Origin of the sequence: Winogradskyella sp., assembly GCF_003712105.1 — a bacterium.
Classification (GTDB): Bacteria; Bacteroidota; Bacteroidia; order Flavobacteriales; family Flavobacteriaceae; genus Winogradskyella.
On the sequence record NZ_RHLG01000001.1, the window covers coordinates 846,823 to 860,954 of the forward strand.

The window sequence follows — 14,132 nt, forward strand, 5'->3', positions numbered from 1 at the left end:
TTCACAATCATTGGACAAGACGACTCTAAAAAAGGTTACAAAATAATTTTAGGGTCTAGTTTTTTTAGAATCAATACCTTTATATATCAAATACATTAACTAGGTTTTTATGGCTTTTTATGATCTTTCTAAGGAAGAACGAAATCAACTTGTCTTAAAAATTAATCAAGATATACAAGAGGACTTATCTCATAATGAAACAAAACTTATTATAAGGTATTTTTCGGACGATGATACTTATATCCGCAAAACGGGATATTTAGCCATTGGTAAAATCTTCTATGCGTATCCAAAGCTTCGAGAGATAATATTCGCCACCTTAGAAAATTTGTTTAAGTCCGAGGATGAGTTAGTAAGGCAAACTGTTATTAATGCTGCAGGTGAAATTGGAAAGTTTCACTTTGATAAAATTCAAAATTTTATGGATAAAGGCTTATTTGATGCTCATCATCGTGTAAGAAATGCAGTTATTGGTTCTGTCAAAAAAATGGGTGAGCGTAATCCTGTGCCAGTTTTAGCCTGGGCAAAACCCTATTTAAAACATCCAGATAAAGAAATCCGTAGAGAGATTTGTCATGGTATTGAACTAAGAGGCCGAACGCATCCACAAGATATATTGCCTTTACTTAAGGAATTGGAGTTTGATGAAACTAAAAGAGTGTCTGATACATTGGTTCATGTTCTTGGTCAAATAGCTTACAAAAAAGGTTGCATACAAACCGTCATTAAACATCTAAATACTTGGGATAATAAGATCTTAGTACAAAAGGCTTTAGATGAAATTGTGGACGTACACAACCGTTATAAAAAGTTTGCTGTGTTATCACAGCAAGATGCAATAGATTACATTGATGCTAATTTTAAGCTTTATTGATTTCTTCCAAGACTTTGTTAGAAATTTCATTACCATTTTCATCAATAGTAACGAACCAAACATTGGTGGTACACGTTCTATTGAATACATCCGAATTTGAAGTGCAATTTTGGATGGTTCCTTTTAGGATATAACCATTACTAACTTTTTCAGCAGTATAGCCATACTCGTTATAAAAATCTCCATATGCTTTTTGCCATTGCTTATTCCCTTTTTTGTCTGTTTTAATTACAAACATGTTATAGTTGCCATTTCCAAAAGAACTAGTAGAACCAATAATTAAATATCCATCTTCTGTTGCTATAATAGAACTTGCCTTGTCATAGCTCTTACCGCCAAATTGTGTGCTCCATATCTCGTTACCATTTGGGTAATTAGCGGTTAGTAGTATTTGTGAAGAATTACCATCTCTAGACCCAATTGTAGTGACATTAATTGATCCGTTTTCAGTATCAATTTTTGGCTGAAATTTTAAGTTTGTCTTCTTGGCGAATTTGTTATTTAGAACACGATTTGTTGTAAGAAGAATTCCTGTTACTCGGTTAAATTGGTCACGTTCAATTTTCAGTATATAATCAAATACCAAAAGCTCGTTTCTGTTTAACACCTCCAAATCTTGTGCGTTATCCCAACCATGTAATGAGATGGATAGTTTCTCATCTATATAATTTATCGAAAACGTAACATCTAGTTCTCTACTGTAGTATTCACCTACATAACCCTCTAAATCGGCAATGGTTACATCTTGTTTAGGCATTTTATTATAAACGCTTGTTTTGCCAGATGCATAGAACAGGATGAGCTCATTTTCGTAAAAACCAATTTTTGTTTTAGAGTTATATGAGATACTATATAAATTCTGTGTCTCTTTATTAAGTTCTATTGGGTTGTTGTTACCATTTCTCCAAGTGAGTTTATCTCCTTTTTCTTCAATACGTATTAAATAGTTACCTGGCGAAAGGTATTGTCCAAGTATTTTTGATGTTGGTATGGTATTAGAAATGTCTTTAAGACGTTCATTATAGGCAATAACCTCTTTCTTTTTAGGTAAAAATAACTTTGCTATTTCGTCTGCAATAGCGCCGCTCCAAAGATTACTATTGTTACTCATTACAAAAACAGTTAATTTCTCTTCAGGAAAACGTATAGTTTGCGAGTGATAAGACCCAGTACCACCAGAATGATGTACGCATTTATAGTTAAGTCTATCTCCAAACTCTAACCCAAAACCATAGGTTTTAATTTCACTATTGGGTATCGGTATTTGACTTTCAATTAGTAGTCTATTGTTATTAAATTTTGAATTTTGTACAGCCTGTTCAAAGATTAATTGATCTTTAAGTGAAGTAAATAAAAAGCCATCACCATAAAGATTTGTTATCATAGGATATTGTTGCCATACACCATCACCCCAATCAGAATATGGTAATGCTTGATTAGGAATAACTTTCATATAGTTTTTAAGAAAAGTTGTTTGATTCATTCCTAAGTTTTTGAAGAACTTTTCTGAATAAGCATGAAATTTCTCTCCTGAATCAACCTCAATAATTTTGGTTAATAATGTATAACCAGAATTACTATACATATATCTCGAGCCGGGTTTAAAGGCCAAATCTTCTTGCTTTTCCAGTAACTCAATAGCATCTTCATTATCTAAGCCTTCTCGTCTCCACCAAGGCTCTTGTTGTATGCTCATTAAATCGTAAAAATCTCTAACACCACTTGTATGATTAATTAGATGTCTTACTTTAATCTCTTCCTTTACATTTGGATATAACTTTGGCAAATATTTTCGTATATCATCTTCGAGGCTAATTTTTTCATTTAAGGCCAAATCTAACACCATTAACGCAGTAAACTGTTTTGCTGTAGATGCAATGTTAGATCTCGAATTTTCATCAACTTTTACTTTATGTTGCAAACTTGCTAGTCCTTTGTAACCTTGATAAAGTATTTTACCATCTTTTACTACACCTACTAATAACCCAGGGTCATTGTCTGATAATTTAGAATTAATAATAGAATCAATTTGTTGAGTTTGTGTTTGAGCTACTAATGACATTGTTAGTAGCAATGTGTAAAGTGTGAATATTTTTTTCATGACGAATGTTTTAATTTGATACAAACTTGAGGTGAAATTCTAATGAAATCGCTTCAAATCTTGATTTGAGACGCATTAATTATGTGTTTTTACTAAATAACCTTTACGAGATTATGGCGCGATCTTTTTAAATGGTATGTTAAGAGCTCTACCATAAGTGAGTGATATGTTGGTCACTTGATCGAGCTCATCTCTATGAATCTTTAAAAAATAGTTATTAGCTAGCATGTATGATTCATTGTAAACGACTATATTACTATACTCATTATCACCAGAAAGTTTAAGATTTAGCTCGTTTTCCTCTGTCAATTTTATTTTAAAACTAAGATCTAGTTCGTTACTGTAATAGTTGCCCACCAATCCATCCAAATCGGTTTGAGATACCATAGATTGAGCTCTTCTTTTATATGCCATAGTTTTTCCTGAAGGATAAAATTCGACCATCTCATCCTTGTAAAAAACAACTTTTAGTTTTGGATTGTTGGTAAAAGAATATATGTTGTCCGAATCTAAAACCATTTCAATGGTAAAATTCTTTTCTTTCCAAAATAGTTGCCCGTCTTTTTCATATATGTTCACTACTGAATTTTCATTTGGGTAAGTATAATTGCCGAAAATTACTCCACTTTTAACACTCTCATTAGTCTCATAAAAGCGGTTATCATACTTAGGCGCTTTCGGTGGTTTTATAAAAAGTAATTTGGCTATTTCTTGAGCTATTAAATTACTGCTTATATTACCGTTATTGCTCATTATAAAGATGGTTAATCGTTCTTCTGGGAATCTATATGTTTGGGAATGAAACCCGTATGTTCCACCTGAATGATGCACAGAAGTTCTTCCCAATTTGTCTTCAAGCTCCAAACCAAAACCATATGTTTTTATTTCGCTATTTTCAATAGGTTGCTGACTTTTAATCAAAAGTAAATTATTGTTTAGTGTTGCGTTTTGAACGGCTTGCTCATATATTAATTGGTCCTTCAGCGTCGTAAATAAAAAACCCTCACCGTTAGTCTTTGTAACAGTAGGAACTTCCCACCATTCGCCTCTTCCCCAATCAGAATAGGGATTAGCTCTATTTGGAATGACTCTCATGTATCTTTCTACAAAAGATGTTTCGTTCATGCCTAAATCTTTGAAGAATGCTTTAGAATAATCATTAAAGGATGTATTGGTCACATTTTCTATGATTTTGGTCAAGACATTATAATTAGAATTACTGTAGCTGTATGCAGACCCTGGCTTGAAACCAATAGTATGTTGTTTTTCAAGAAGTTCCATGATATCGTCATTGTCTAATCCAAATCTTCTCCACCAAACATCTCCTACCATGTCTAGAAGCTCAACATAATCTCTAATACCACTAGTGTGGTTAATTAAATGTCTAATTTTTATGGACTCTTTTACATTAGGATAGAGTGATGGAAGATACTTTCTTATATCATGATCTAAGTTTAGCTTTTTATTCAAAGCTAAATCTAACACCATCAATGCTGTAAATTGCTTAGCCGTAGATGCGATATTAGAACGTGTTGCTGCGTTAAATTTTACCTGATGCTGAAGGTTTGATAACCCACGATACGTTTCATATATAATTTCTCCATCTTTAATTATTCCAACAGCTATACCCGGATGTGTTTCTTTTAATTTAGATTCTACAATGGAGTCCACCACTTGCTTTAATGGCATCTGAGCATAAGATGATAGACCGATAAAACCAATGCAGAGTAAAACGATTTTTTTCATGACCAATGTTTTAATTATAATACAAATTTGAGGTCAAATTGCATTACAAGCGCTTCAAATCTCGATTTGAGACCTATTAATTGGATATTTTTTCTAAATAATCCTTAGGTGATAATGACGTACTTTTCTTGAAAGCTCTGTTAAAAGTTGCTTTACTATTAAACCCACAATCTAGAGCTATGCCAAGAAGTGTAGTTTTGTTATGCTCTCCATGATCTAGCTTGGTTTTAACTGCTTTAATTCTATGATGATTAACAAAGTCGTTAAAATTCATATTAAAACCAGAATTAACGGTTGAAGAAACCGTTTTAGTAGTGACATTCAATTCATTTGCGACGTCGGACAAGGTTAATCTTGGATTTTCAAACAATTTTTGTTGCGTCATTAATTGAGATAGCTTGTCTTTCCATTTTTTATACTCCTTGTCATTTTCTTCGTGTTTTGTTGCGTCTTCTCCAACACCTATATTTTCTTCAAAAACATTAATAACTTTTAGTTTTTCTCCTTTCAAAGCTATCTGTTTAATGATACTGCTGTAGCCTGTAATTGCGATATAATAAAACACAAATGAGAAGGCTATATAATGCCAAAATTGACTTCCAAACTCGCCCCATTCTGGATTAGTTATAAAGAAGACAACACGAAGAACAAGAATACCTAAAAAAGCAATCATGAAATTTCTAATCCATTTAAATAATATAGAATCTGCATAACTTACTGTAGCAAAAAGTAATTTTTTATAATTTGAATAATAGCGCAGGCTTAATACAAGATAAAATGCCATAGATACCAATCCTGTTACTTGATACCAATTTGCCAAATCCTTATCTCTACGAACGGCATAGAAATAATAGTCATCTAATATTAGCACATCTGTTACAAAAACTACAAGACTATACATCAAGTATAAAATTGCAGGAATGAAATGAAAATAGTCCTTTTTTGAAAGCTTATAACTGCGGTTTAATTGGCTTTTAGAATAAAAATAAACTACTGGACCTATGAGTAGTACCTGCATAAAGGGTATGAAAAACAGAATTTCGGCTGTGTACTCATAATTATCAGAATACCAACCTGCGTAGCCTAACATATAAGGGATTAAATACATGGCATACAAAAACAGCAGAAGGCTTAGCCATTTACTTGCTTTATTGTTATGAATAATCCCTTTTCTTAATGACAGAAATGAAAAGACAATACCATGAAAAAAGAATATCAACAGCAATGAGCTTTTTTCATTAAAGCTAAACGGAAAATTAAATATTGAATTGATGAGATTGATGATTTTATTTATGATTTAAATTTAATACTATTTTTTTATTTTAGAAATATGGCAGAGCATAATAAACTTGGTAAAAAAGGAGAAGAATTAGCAACTAACTTTCTTTTGGAAAAAGGCTATGATATTGTTGAGCGTAATTACCGTTTTGAGAAAGCTGAAGTTGATATAATCGCTCAAAAAAATGATATTCTAGCAATTATCGAAGTAAAGACACGATCGACCACAGATTATGGCAACCCTCAAGATTTTGTAAAGCCTCAACAAATTAAAAACCTTGTAAAAGCCGTTGATGAATATGTCAGTGTAAATAATTTAGACGTTGAAGTACGCTTTGATATCATTGCAATAGTTAAGGCAGGAAACAACTATGAAATTGAGCATCTCGAAGATGCTTTTTACCATTTTTGAAACCTAGTGTCATGCTGAACTTGTTTCAGCATCTCATAATCTGTTATTTATAAAAATTCATTTCGTCGACATATTCCCATACATGTTCTGGTAACATTGGTCTTACAATTTTCCCTTCTTTAATAGACTTACGAATAAACGTGGAAGAAATTTCCATTATCGGCGCATCTACATTATGGATTTTTGGATGCTCAATAAATTGATGCTCTATTTTACCTTCAGAAATCCTTGGATAAACATAGATATTATAGTTGTCTAAAATAATCTCGTAATTTTTCCACTTATGAAAACTCTTCAAATTGTCTTCACCCATGATTAAAGCAAATTCATGCTCAGGAAATTTTTCATTTAGATACGTGAGTGTGTCAATAGTATAATTAGGTTCAGGAAGATGAAATTCAATATCACTTGGGCGCAAGTTGCTGTAGTCTTTAGTAGCACGATAGACCATTTCTAACCGTTGATGATTATCTAGAAGGCTACTCTTTTTTTTAAATGGACTTAATGGCGTTACAACAAACCATACTTGACTCAAATCACTATGTTGTTGCAAGTGATTTGCAATGGTAAGGTGCCCAACATGTATTGGATTAAACGTGCCGAAGTAAAGACCAATTTTCATATATAACTTTAAGTCCTGCCAAAGCAGTAATTAATTTACAATATTAGGTTTTAATAAATTCTGAAACTAAATCATAAGCGTTTTTAAGCGCTTCTTCAAGATTAGAGTTAACTACAATCTCATCAAATAAAGGGGCAGTGGCTAATTCTGCCGGCGCTTTTGCAACACGCATACTTATTTTTTCTTCGCTTTCTTCACCACGATCTTTAAGACGTCTTACGAGCTCATTTAAATCTGGGGGTTTTACGAAAATAGCTATGGTTTCCTCTGGGAATTTACGTTTTATACGTAAACCACCAGATACATCAATGTCAAAAATAACGTGCTTACCTTTTGCCCAAATACGTTCAACTTCAGATTTTAAAGTGCCATAAAAATTGTCTCTATAGACTTCTTCCCATTCTAAAAACTCGTCGTTTTTAATTTTGGTTTTAAATTCTTTTAAAGACAAATAATAGTAATCCTTACCTGGTTGTTCGTTACCACGTTTTTCACGGGAGGTCGCAGAAATAGAGAACTCTAAATTAAGTTCTTTTTGTTTTAGCAAGTGACGTACTATAGTTGTTTTCCCTGAGCCAGATGGTGCTGAGAATACGATAAGTCTACCTTTTTTATTTTCGTTTGTTTTAGACACTAATTTTTATGTTTACTATAGAACATTCAATAATTGTTCCTTAATTTTTTCGAGCTCGTCTTTCATTTGTACAACCAATTTTTGCATTGGTGCATAATTAGATTTAGAACCTATAGTATTGATTTCTCGTCCTATTTCCTGGGATATAAAACCTAGCTTTTTACCATTAGAATCGTCAGAATTTAAAGTCTTAATAAAGTACTCTAAGTGATTATCCAAACGTACTTTTTCTTCGGTTATATCAAATTTCTCAATGTAATAAATTAGCTCTTGTTCGAAACGATTTTCATCAACCTTTTCTTTAATATCGGCAACACCTTTTTCTAATCTTGCACGCACCCCTTCAATACGTTCTGGATCCATTGTAATGACATCTTTCAATAAACTATTCAACGTATCTATGCGGCTAGTAAAATCTTGTTTTAGTATAGCGCCTTCATCTTCACGATAAGTCACAATTTTGGCGATAGCATCATCAATAGCCTTAACGATAAGGTTCCATTCTTCTTCATTTATATCATCGCGTTCCGTAGTTACAGCATCTGGTAAGCGAATTGCCATTTTAAGCATTTCTGTAGTGTCACCGCCATCAACCACATCTTTAAGTTGCTTAATGTATTCTTGTACTACAGTTTTGTTAATTTTTGAGCTTGTATCTTCACCTGTAATTTCTACAAAAAGTGAAAAATCTACTTTTCCTCTCACCAAATGTTTTGCAATAGCTTTTCGGATATCTAACTCTTTTGCTCTATACATAGATGGCATCCGTGCGTTGACATCTAAATTTTTGCTATTCAGTGATTTTAATTCTATAGATATTTTTTTGTTTGGGAGCTGAAGTACAGATTTCCCATAACCTGTCATAGATTGTATCATTAAAATGATAGTATTAGAGTTGAGCAAATGTACAAAATAGAACGGTTTTTTAAGTGTATCTTTGCAACCTCAATTAATAAGATTTTTTATGTACAAAAAACAGTTCGAAATTCGTTGGAGCGACGTAGATGCAAATGGTCATTTAGCAAATTCTGCTTATACCAACTTTATGAGTCATGCGCGTATGTCTTTTTTTGGTGAGCATGGATTTTCTATGCCCGAAATTAGAAAACACAATGTTGGTCCGGTGGTATTCTACGAACACATGTTTTACTTTAAAGAATCTTTTATTGGTGCGCCAATTACTGTAACCATTGAAGTTTCTGGACTAAGTGAAGATGGGATGTTGTTTATGTTTAAACATAACTTCTACAATGAAAACGGTGACAATTTAGCCTATTGCGAAATGCAAGGCGGTTGGATTGACTTAAAAGAAAGAAAACTTACGAGTCTTCCACAAGCATTATTAGACCTAGCAGAAAAATTCCCAAAGTCCGAAGATTTTAAAGTATTAACTAAACAAGATACGCGTAAGCACGGCGTGCGACCAAGACCAATGCAAGCTTAGACTTACTTATATGGTTTGTGCTGTTTGAATGATTTGATTTTTACGTTTCTAACAAATGGCTTCAAAATCTGATTTGGCACATATCTTTTGTGCTTGCAATAACACGTTAAGTTTTTTGGTTTGGCGCCAAGTGTACTTTTAATTTCAGATGCTGTACGTCCTAAATTTATTTGAGAAGCATTTGTTTCAATACCCAAACGCACATAGTCATTTAAAATCCGTGGATAAATGGCATAGGTTTTATTGTTGCTGTAATCAATACCAATAAAATGTGCATCTAGATTGGTTTCGTTTTGCATAGCGCTCAAAAAACCAACCAATTTCCCATTGAGAAAATAGCCTTTTACAAAAAACTTATCTGGATACGTTTCTTTTAAATAGGTATACGTATCAAGATTAAGGATTTGGGCATTAAAATCTGCATTATCTATGGTGTTTTGATATAACGCCTGCAGTGACTCTTTATGCGTTTTTATATCTTCTTGAGTGAAGAACTTTGCTTCTAAAGATTCACTTTTGGAGTCTGCTTTATTGGCTTTGACTCGGTATTTGGACTTAAGAGCACTTTTATAATCTTCAAAGGATTTCCATTCAGGTTTGAGCGTAATAATCATATTAGGCTCAACCTGCATAGATGCATAATCATAAGATTTTAAATGGTCTGTGATGTAAAGCGACTCGTCTTCAAAATCTTTCACAAAAATAGTTTGTAAGCGTTTTGTTTTTTTAGACAGTTGCTTTACGCCTTCAGCAATGGCCTTAAAAGTTTCAACTTTAGGCGCTCCTTCTTTTAAGAATGTACCATATTCACCACTTAAAAACACATTACCGCAAAACAATACACGCAGCTGATTATTACAAAACATGTTATTGACAATGCGTCTTAACCTGGCAGACATTTTTATGTTTTGTGTTATGGTTTCGACACCAATAGTAACAATTTGTGTATTAGCAAATGCTACTGCTTCGTCGTCTTTGAGAATGAAAATATAATTAAATTCAATATCCGTATTCGCTTTCTCAAATGCACTTAAAAACTCAGGAGAATAGTAAATGTTTGTGCAACAATTTACGCTATCCCAATAGGCTTGAGGGATATTATCTACAGTTTTAAATATTTTAGATTTTAAAGCCAATTAACTTGTCCTTTTTGGTTTTAGCGAAACTAGATACACACCAGAAAAAATCAATAGCATTGCAACTAACTTTACAACATCTATGACATCTGCGCCCATTACTGTTGCAAACAAACCTGCAATTACAGGTTGAAGATAGATAAATACACCAACAGTAGATGCTTTTAATTTACTTAATGCATACGGATTTAAAATATAAGTAGCGAAAGTGGCACCTATAATTACAAATCCAACAGAAAAGTAAACATATGGGGTAAAAGTTTCCCAATGAATTTCCTTAAGTTGATTATAACCAAAAGGAATTACCATAAAACACCCAAATAAAAACAGCCATTTTATAAATGTAAACGGATGGTATTTTTCGGTCAATTGCTTTATTAAAATAATGTAAATACTATAAGATATGGCATTAATAAAAATGAACGTATTTCCTAAAACAATGTTATCTCCTTCTCGTGTTGATTCACCAAAAAGGGTAAGTGCTAATGCTCCTGAAAATGCCAAAGTAACGCCAATAACTTTTAGTGTAGTAATTTTTTCTTTTAATATTAAAGCAGATAATATTAGAATTATAACTGGAGTAATCGTCACAATAGATGCAGCGTGAATTGGCGTGGTTAATTCTAAACCTTTAAGAAACAAGAGCATGTTTATAGCTACACCAAAAATTGCAGCAGTAAAGAATTTGATGTAGTCTTTGCGTTCAACTTTTTCTTTTGGAAACAAAAAACTAAATACCCAAAATAACATGGTAGCACCTACAACTCTTAGTATTACAAAAGCAAAAGGCTTAATGTAATTGTCATTGATTACAATTTTTGCAAAAGTATAGTTTAGCCCATACAAAAGCTGAACCATAAATAAAGCAAAAATGGCAAAGGCTCTACTATTCATGTATAGCTTGTTTTGCTGCTTCTACCACTTTTTTAGAGTTGCCAACAAAAATTTGATTTCCAAATAAAATTACTGGTCGCTTTAAAAAAGTATAGTGCTCTAAAATGTATTTTTTGTAATCTTCTTCTGTGAGCGATTTATTCTTTAAGTCCAATTCTTTATACAAGCGAGCGCGCTTACTAAATAAGCCTTCGTAACTATTGGTTAGGCTTCGCATTTCTTCAATTTGGGTTTCAGTAATTGTCTCGGTTTTAATATCCTGAAGTATAAACTCTGAAGGTAAATCAATGTCATTTATAATGCGTTTGCAGGTGTCGCAAGTACTTAAATAATATATTTTTTTCATCCTTAAAGAATCACGAAATTTGTACTTACAAAGAAACTTCATTTCAAATTAAAACAAGTTACATTTAGTAAAAAATTAAATAATGCTTTACGATATTGATATCACTAGAAAAAACAGAAAAATATTTGAATCTTTTATAGACAGACTAACGCTCGAGCAACTAAACAAAGTTCCGCAAGGATTTAAAAATAGTATTATTTGGAATATTGCTCATACAGTTGTGACACAACAAATTTTGATATATCGTTTATCTAATTTGCCAATGAATTTAGCTCAAGATTACATAGATAGATACAAGAAAGGGACAAAACATGAGACTGATTTTAATCAATCAGAGATTGATTATCTTAAAAGTATTTTGTTCTCTACGAATGACCAAATAGAAACGGATTATCTTAATGGAAGTTTTAAAACATTTACTGAATATACTGTGTCTACAGGAAGTACACTAACGAATGCAGAAGAAGCAATGGCATTTAATAATTTTCACGAAGGCATTCATCTTGGTTATATTATGGCCTTAGTAAAATCAATATAGCATTATGGATTACTTTAGTATCGCATCAGGGCTTGTAGTTATTTCTGCACTTTTTGGGTATCTTAATGTTAAGTTTTTAAAATTACCAATAACCATTGGTCTAATGGTTATTACCCTTCTTTTTACACTCTTTGCCGTAATCATTGGACAGTTTGATGATACTATTCTACTTACTGAAAAGGCTTTTATCTCTAGCATTAATTTTGAAGCATTATTGCTAGATGTTATGTTAAGTTTTCTTCTTTTTGCTGGAGCTTTGCATACCAATTTTGAACAGCTTAAAGTACAGCGATGGCCAATTTTGGTGTTTGCAACTTTGGGTGTCTTATGCTCTACGGTGCTGGTAGCTGCAATAATGTATCCGTTGCTTACGTCTCTTGGCTTTAATGTCTCATTTGTTAACTGCTTATTATTTGGAGCTTTAATTTCGCCAACAGACCCAATTGCTGTTTTAGGAATATTGAAAAGAGTTGGAGCTCCAAAAAAGCTAGAAACCAAAATTGTTGGTGAATCCTTATTTAATGATGGTGTTGGAGTAGTAGTCTTTTTAACAATTTACGCCATTGCAAAACAACCAAATGCAGCAGTAGATGTTTCAGAAATTGCGACATTGTTTATTCAAGAAGTTGGTGGTGGAATTTTACTTGGTGGTGCATTGGGTTGGGTAACATACCGATTAATGAAATCGATAGACAATTATGAGATAGAAGTCATTCTCACATTAGCAGCCGTTATGGGAGGCACAGTAATAGCACATAAGTTACATTTATCTGCACCGTTAGCCATGGTTACTGCAGGCTTGGTAGTAGGTAATGATACGATTAGAGAAACATCAATGTCCGAAATTACAGAAGCATATGTCGACAAGTTTTGGGAATTGATAGATGTATTACTTAATACTATACTTTTTGTAATGATAGGTATGGAAATGCTAGTGCTAACTTTAAACTTAGACTATATATACGCCGGGTTATTAGCCATCCCAATAATTTTATTATGTAGATACATATCCTTGTTTTTACCAATTAAGTTTTATGCAAAACGATTGAATTTCGCACCAAAAACAACATTGATTATGACTTGGGGCGGCCTACGTGGCGGAATATCAATAGCACTGGCTTTAAGCCTAACATCAGAAATGGATAAGGACCTTTTTCTCGTAATTACATATATAGTAGTCATAGTGTCAATAATCGGACAAGGACTAACTGTTGGACCAATTATTAGAAAAATAACAGAACGGTTTTCTAATTAATAGACCTCAAGAAACTCTTCGGCCTTTTCTATAGGAATTACAAACTCAGTATAACCTTGGTTGTAACTGGCAATTTCGTAAGTGTTGTATAATAAAATTACACCTTCATCATTAAAGCCAATATTTTCAGGAAGTTGAAATGGTTTACCAAAGAAGAATTCTGAGATGTTTTTACCTTCATTTTTTACATGGTCCTTAAAGTAAGTTTCTGCTAGTTTTTTAAATTCATTTAGATCGGAAAATAATTCATTTTGCGAATACAACTCACCATTTGAAGGATTAAAGTTTAAAAGCTCTATACTATCATTACCATGAGCACCGCCAGTATCAGTATAAACACTCAAACCCATAGTAATGACTTCATTTGCTTGATATATCACTTCAGTTTCGATGGCTAAAGTCCATTTTTGTTTGTTTTCTTCAAATTGTTTTGAAAACTCTATGTACTCTGCATTAAAAGCTTCTAAAGCTTCATTAACTGAGTTTTTATCTTCATGATTTGGTATAGACTTAAGAATCTCGGATTGAACGATTGCATTAATTTTTTTAGCAACATCCGATTTATTGTTTGCTGTATCATAAGATACTTCAATGTCAGCATCAAAAGACCTATCAATGCCACCTGTTTCAAAAGTTTGAGGTTTGACTTCTTTTTTACACGATATTACTAATAAGCAAGCTAGAATATATAGAGATAATTTTTTCAAAATAAAACAACTTTGTTAAACATTCAATAAAGGTAAAACATACATTTGAAACCAACGAATTAAGCTTTAAATTTGTTGCGTCTTAAACCCGTCGTAAGGTTACATTAATATTACGTCTTATAAGACGTTCTTAATATAGATTTAT

15 protein-coding genes are annotated in these 14,132 nt (G+C 32.5%); 5 read left to right on the forward strand and 10 right to left on the reverse strand.

Annotated elements, in window-relative coordinates; genetic code table 11:
* Positions 1-109: 109 nt before the first annotated feature.
* Positions 110-874: a HEAT repeat domain-containing protein gene (locus ED556_RS03950; RefSeq protein WP_296319560.1), complete on the forward strand. Its 765-nt coding sequence runs from the start codon at positions 110-112 to the stop codon at positions 872-874.
* Here ED556_RS03950 and ED556_RS03955 read toward each other — a convergent pair.
* The 3 genes from ED556_RS03955 to ED556_RS03965 form a co-directional block, all read right to left on the reverse strand.
* Positions 861-2,975, reverse strand: a complete 2,115-nt coding sequence (locus ED556_RS03955; RefSeq protein WP_296319562.1) for a serine hydrolase domain-containing protein — start codon at positions 2,973-2,975, stop codon at positions 861-863. The genes ED556_RS03950 and ED556_RS03955 overlap by 14 nt on opposite strands.
* Positions 2,976-3,086: 111 nt before the next feature.
* Positions 3,087-4,721, reverse strand: coding sequence for a serine hydrolase domain-containing protein (locus tag ED556_RS03960; RefSeq protein WP_296319564.1), 1,635 nt, complete (start codon positions 4,719-4,721; stop codon positions 3,087-3,089).
* Between the two features lie 76 nt (positions 4,722-4,797).
* Positions 4,798-5,811 (reverse strand): helix-turn-helix domain-containing protein, encoded by a 1,014-nt coding sequence (locus ED556_RS03965; RefSeq protein WP_296319566.1) that lies wholly within the window; start codon positions 5,809-5,811, stop codon positions 4,798-4,800.
* Between the two features lie 240 nt (positions 5,812-6,051).
* On the opposite strand from ED556_RS03965, the gene ED556_RS03970 reads away from it, so the two are divergent.
* Positions 6,052-6,411 carry a YraN family protein gene (locus ED556_RS03970; protein WP_296319568.1) on the forward strand — a complete coding sequence of 120 codons (360 nt, stop codon included), beginning with the start codon at positions 6,052-6,054 and terminating at the stop codon, positions 6,409-6,411.
* 43 nt (positions 6,412-6,454) lie between these two features.
* Here ED556_RS03970 and nadD read toward each other — a convergent pair whose 3' ends face one another.
* From nadD to ED556_RS03985, 3 genes are read right to left on the reverse strand one after another with little or no spacing between them, the layout of a single operon-like run.
* Positions 6,455-7,033 (reverse strand): nicotinate (nicotinamide) nucleotide adenylyltransferase, encoded by a 579-nt coding sequence (nadD, locus tag ED556_RS03975; protein ID WP_296319570.1) that lies wholly within the window; start codon positions 7,031-7,033, stop codon positions 6,455-6,457.
* A 43-nt stretch (positions 7,034-7,076) separates the two neighbouring features.
* Positions 7,077-7,667: a guanylate kinase gene (gmk, locus tag ED556_RS03980; protein WP_296319572.1), complete on the reverse strand. Its 591-nt coding sequence runs from the start codon at positions 7,665-7,667 to the stop codon at positions 7,077-7,079.
* 15 nt (positions 7,668-7,682) lie between these two features.
* Positions 7,683-8,543 (reverse strand): YicC/YloC family endoribonuclease, encoded by an 861-nt coding sequence (locus tag ED556_RS03985; RefSeq protein WP_296319574.1) that lies wholly within the window; start codon positions 8,541-8,543, stop codon positions 7,683-7,685.
* A gap of 88 nt (positions 8,544-8,631) precedes the next feature.
* Here ED556_RS03985 and ED556_RS03990 point away from each other — a divergent pair, with 88 nt between their 5' ends.
* Complete coding sequence (locus ED556_RS03990; protein ID WP_296319576.1) at positions 8,632-9,111, forward strand: acyl-CoA thioesterase; 480 nt, start codon at positions 8,632-8,634, stop codon at positions 9,109-9,111.
* Between the two features lie 2 nt (positions 9,112-9,113).
* Here ED556_RS03990 and ED556_RS03995 read toward each other — a convergent pair whose 3' ends face one another.
* The 3 genes from ED556_RS03995 to ED556_RS04005 are packed head-to-tail and all read right to left on the reverse strand — an operon-like array spanning position 9,114 to position 11,487.
* Positions 9,114-10,247, reverse strand: a complete 1,134-nt coding sequence (locus ED556_RS03995) for a peptidogalycan biosysnthesis protein (RefSeq protein ID WP_296319578.1) — start codon at positions 10,245-10,247, stop codon at positions 9,114-9,116.
* Positions 10,248-11,141, reverse strand: a complete 894-nt coding sequence (locus ED556_RS04000; RefSeq protein ID WP_296319580.1) for a DMT family transporter — start codon at positions 11,139-11,141, stop codon at positions 10,248-10,250. It lies immediately after the preceding gene.
* Positions 11,134-11,487 carry an ArsC/Spx/MgsR family protein gene (locus tag ED556_RS04005; protein ID WP_296319582.1) on the reverse strand — a complete coding sequence of 118 codons (354 nt, stop codon included), beginning with the start codon at positions 11,485-11,487 and terminating at the stop codon, positions 11,134-11,136. Before ED556_RS04005 ends, ED556_RS04000 begins: the two co-directional genes overlap by 8 nt.
* Positions 11,488-11,569: 82 nt before the next feature.
* Here ED556_RS04005 and ED556_RS04010 point away from each other — a divergent pair, with 82 nt between their 5' ends.
* The gene (locus ED556_RS04010) at positions 11,570-12,025 is read left to right on the forward strand and encodes a DinB family protein (protein ID WP_296319585.1); all 456 of its coding nucleotides are present in this window, start codon (positions 11,570-11,572) and stop codon (positions 12,023-12,025) included.
* 4 nt (positions 12,026-12,029) lie between these two features.
* The gene (locus ED556_RS04015) at positions 12,030-13,280 is read left to right on the forward strand and encodes a sodium:proton antiporter (RefSeq protein ID WP_296319586.1); all 1,251 of its coding nucleotides are present in this window, start codon (positions 12,030-12,032) and stop codon (positions 13,278-13,280) included.
* Here the strand turns inward: ED556_RS04015 and ED556_RS04020 are convergent.
* Entirely contained in the window at positions 13,277-13,987 is a 711-nt protein-coding gene (locus ED556_RS04020; protein ID WP_296319588.1) for a DUF3298 and DUF4163 domain-containing protein, read from the reverse strand. The two genes, ED556_RS04015 and ED556_RS04020, sit on opposite strands and share 4 nt — an antisense overlap.
* Positions 13,988-14,132: the final 145 nt, after the last annotated feature.

What these genes read in the sequence shown, in the direction of transcription:
- nadD (WP_296319570.1), bottom strand. Translation starts at nt 7,033, where the DNA reads ATGAAAATTGGTCTTTACTTCGGCACGTTTAATCCAATACATGTTGGG.
- ED556_RS03965 (WP_296319566.1), bottom strand. Translation starts at nt 5,811, where the DNA reads ATGTTAGGCTACGCAGGTTGGTATTCTGATAATTATGAGTACACAGCC.
- ED556_RS03955 (WP_296319562.1), bottom strand. Translation starts at nt 2,975, where the DNA reads ATGAAAAAAATATTCACACTTTACACATTGCTACTAACAATGTCATTA.
- ED556_RS04015 (WP_296319586.1), top strand. Translation starts at nt 12,030, where the DNA reads ATGGATTACTTTAGTATCGCATCAGGGCTTGTAGTTATTTCTGCACTT.
- ED556_RS03950 (WP_296319560.1), top strand. Translation starts at nt 110, where the DNA reads ATGGCTTTTTATGATCTTTCTAAGGAAGAACGAAATCAACTTGTCTTA.
- ED556_RS03990 (WP_296319576.1), top strand. Translation starts at nt 8,632, where the DNA reads ATGTACAAAAAACAGTTCGAAATTCGTTGGAGCGACGTAGATGCAAAT.
- ED556_RS04005 (WP_296319582.1), bottom strand. Translation starts at nt 11,487, where the DNA reads ATGAAAAAAATATATTATTTAAGTACTTGCGACACCTGCAAACGCATT.
- ED556_RS03985 (WP_296319574.1), bottom strand. Translation starts at nt 8,543, where the DNA reads ATGATACAATCTATGACAGGTTATGGGAAATCTGTACTTCAGCTCCCA.
- ED556_RS04010 (WP_296319585.1), top strand. Translation starts at nt 11,570, where the DNA reads ATGCTTTACGATATTGATATCACTAGAAAAAACAGAAAAATATTTGAA.
- ED556_RS03970 (WP_296319568.1), top strand. Translation starts at nt 6,052, where the DNA reads ATGGCAGAGCATAATAAACTTGGTAAAAAAGGAGAAGAATTAGCAACT.
- ED556_RS04000 (WP_296319580.1), bottom strand. Translation starts at nt 11,141, where the DNA reads ATGAATAGTAGAGCCTTTGCCATTTTTGCTTTATTTATGGTTCAGCTT.
- ED556_RS03960 (WP_296319564.1), bottom strand. Translation starts at nt 4,721, where the DNA reads ATGAAAAAAATCGTTTTACTCTGCATTGGTTTTATCGGTCTATCATCT.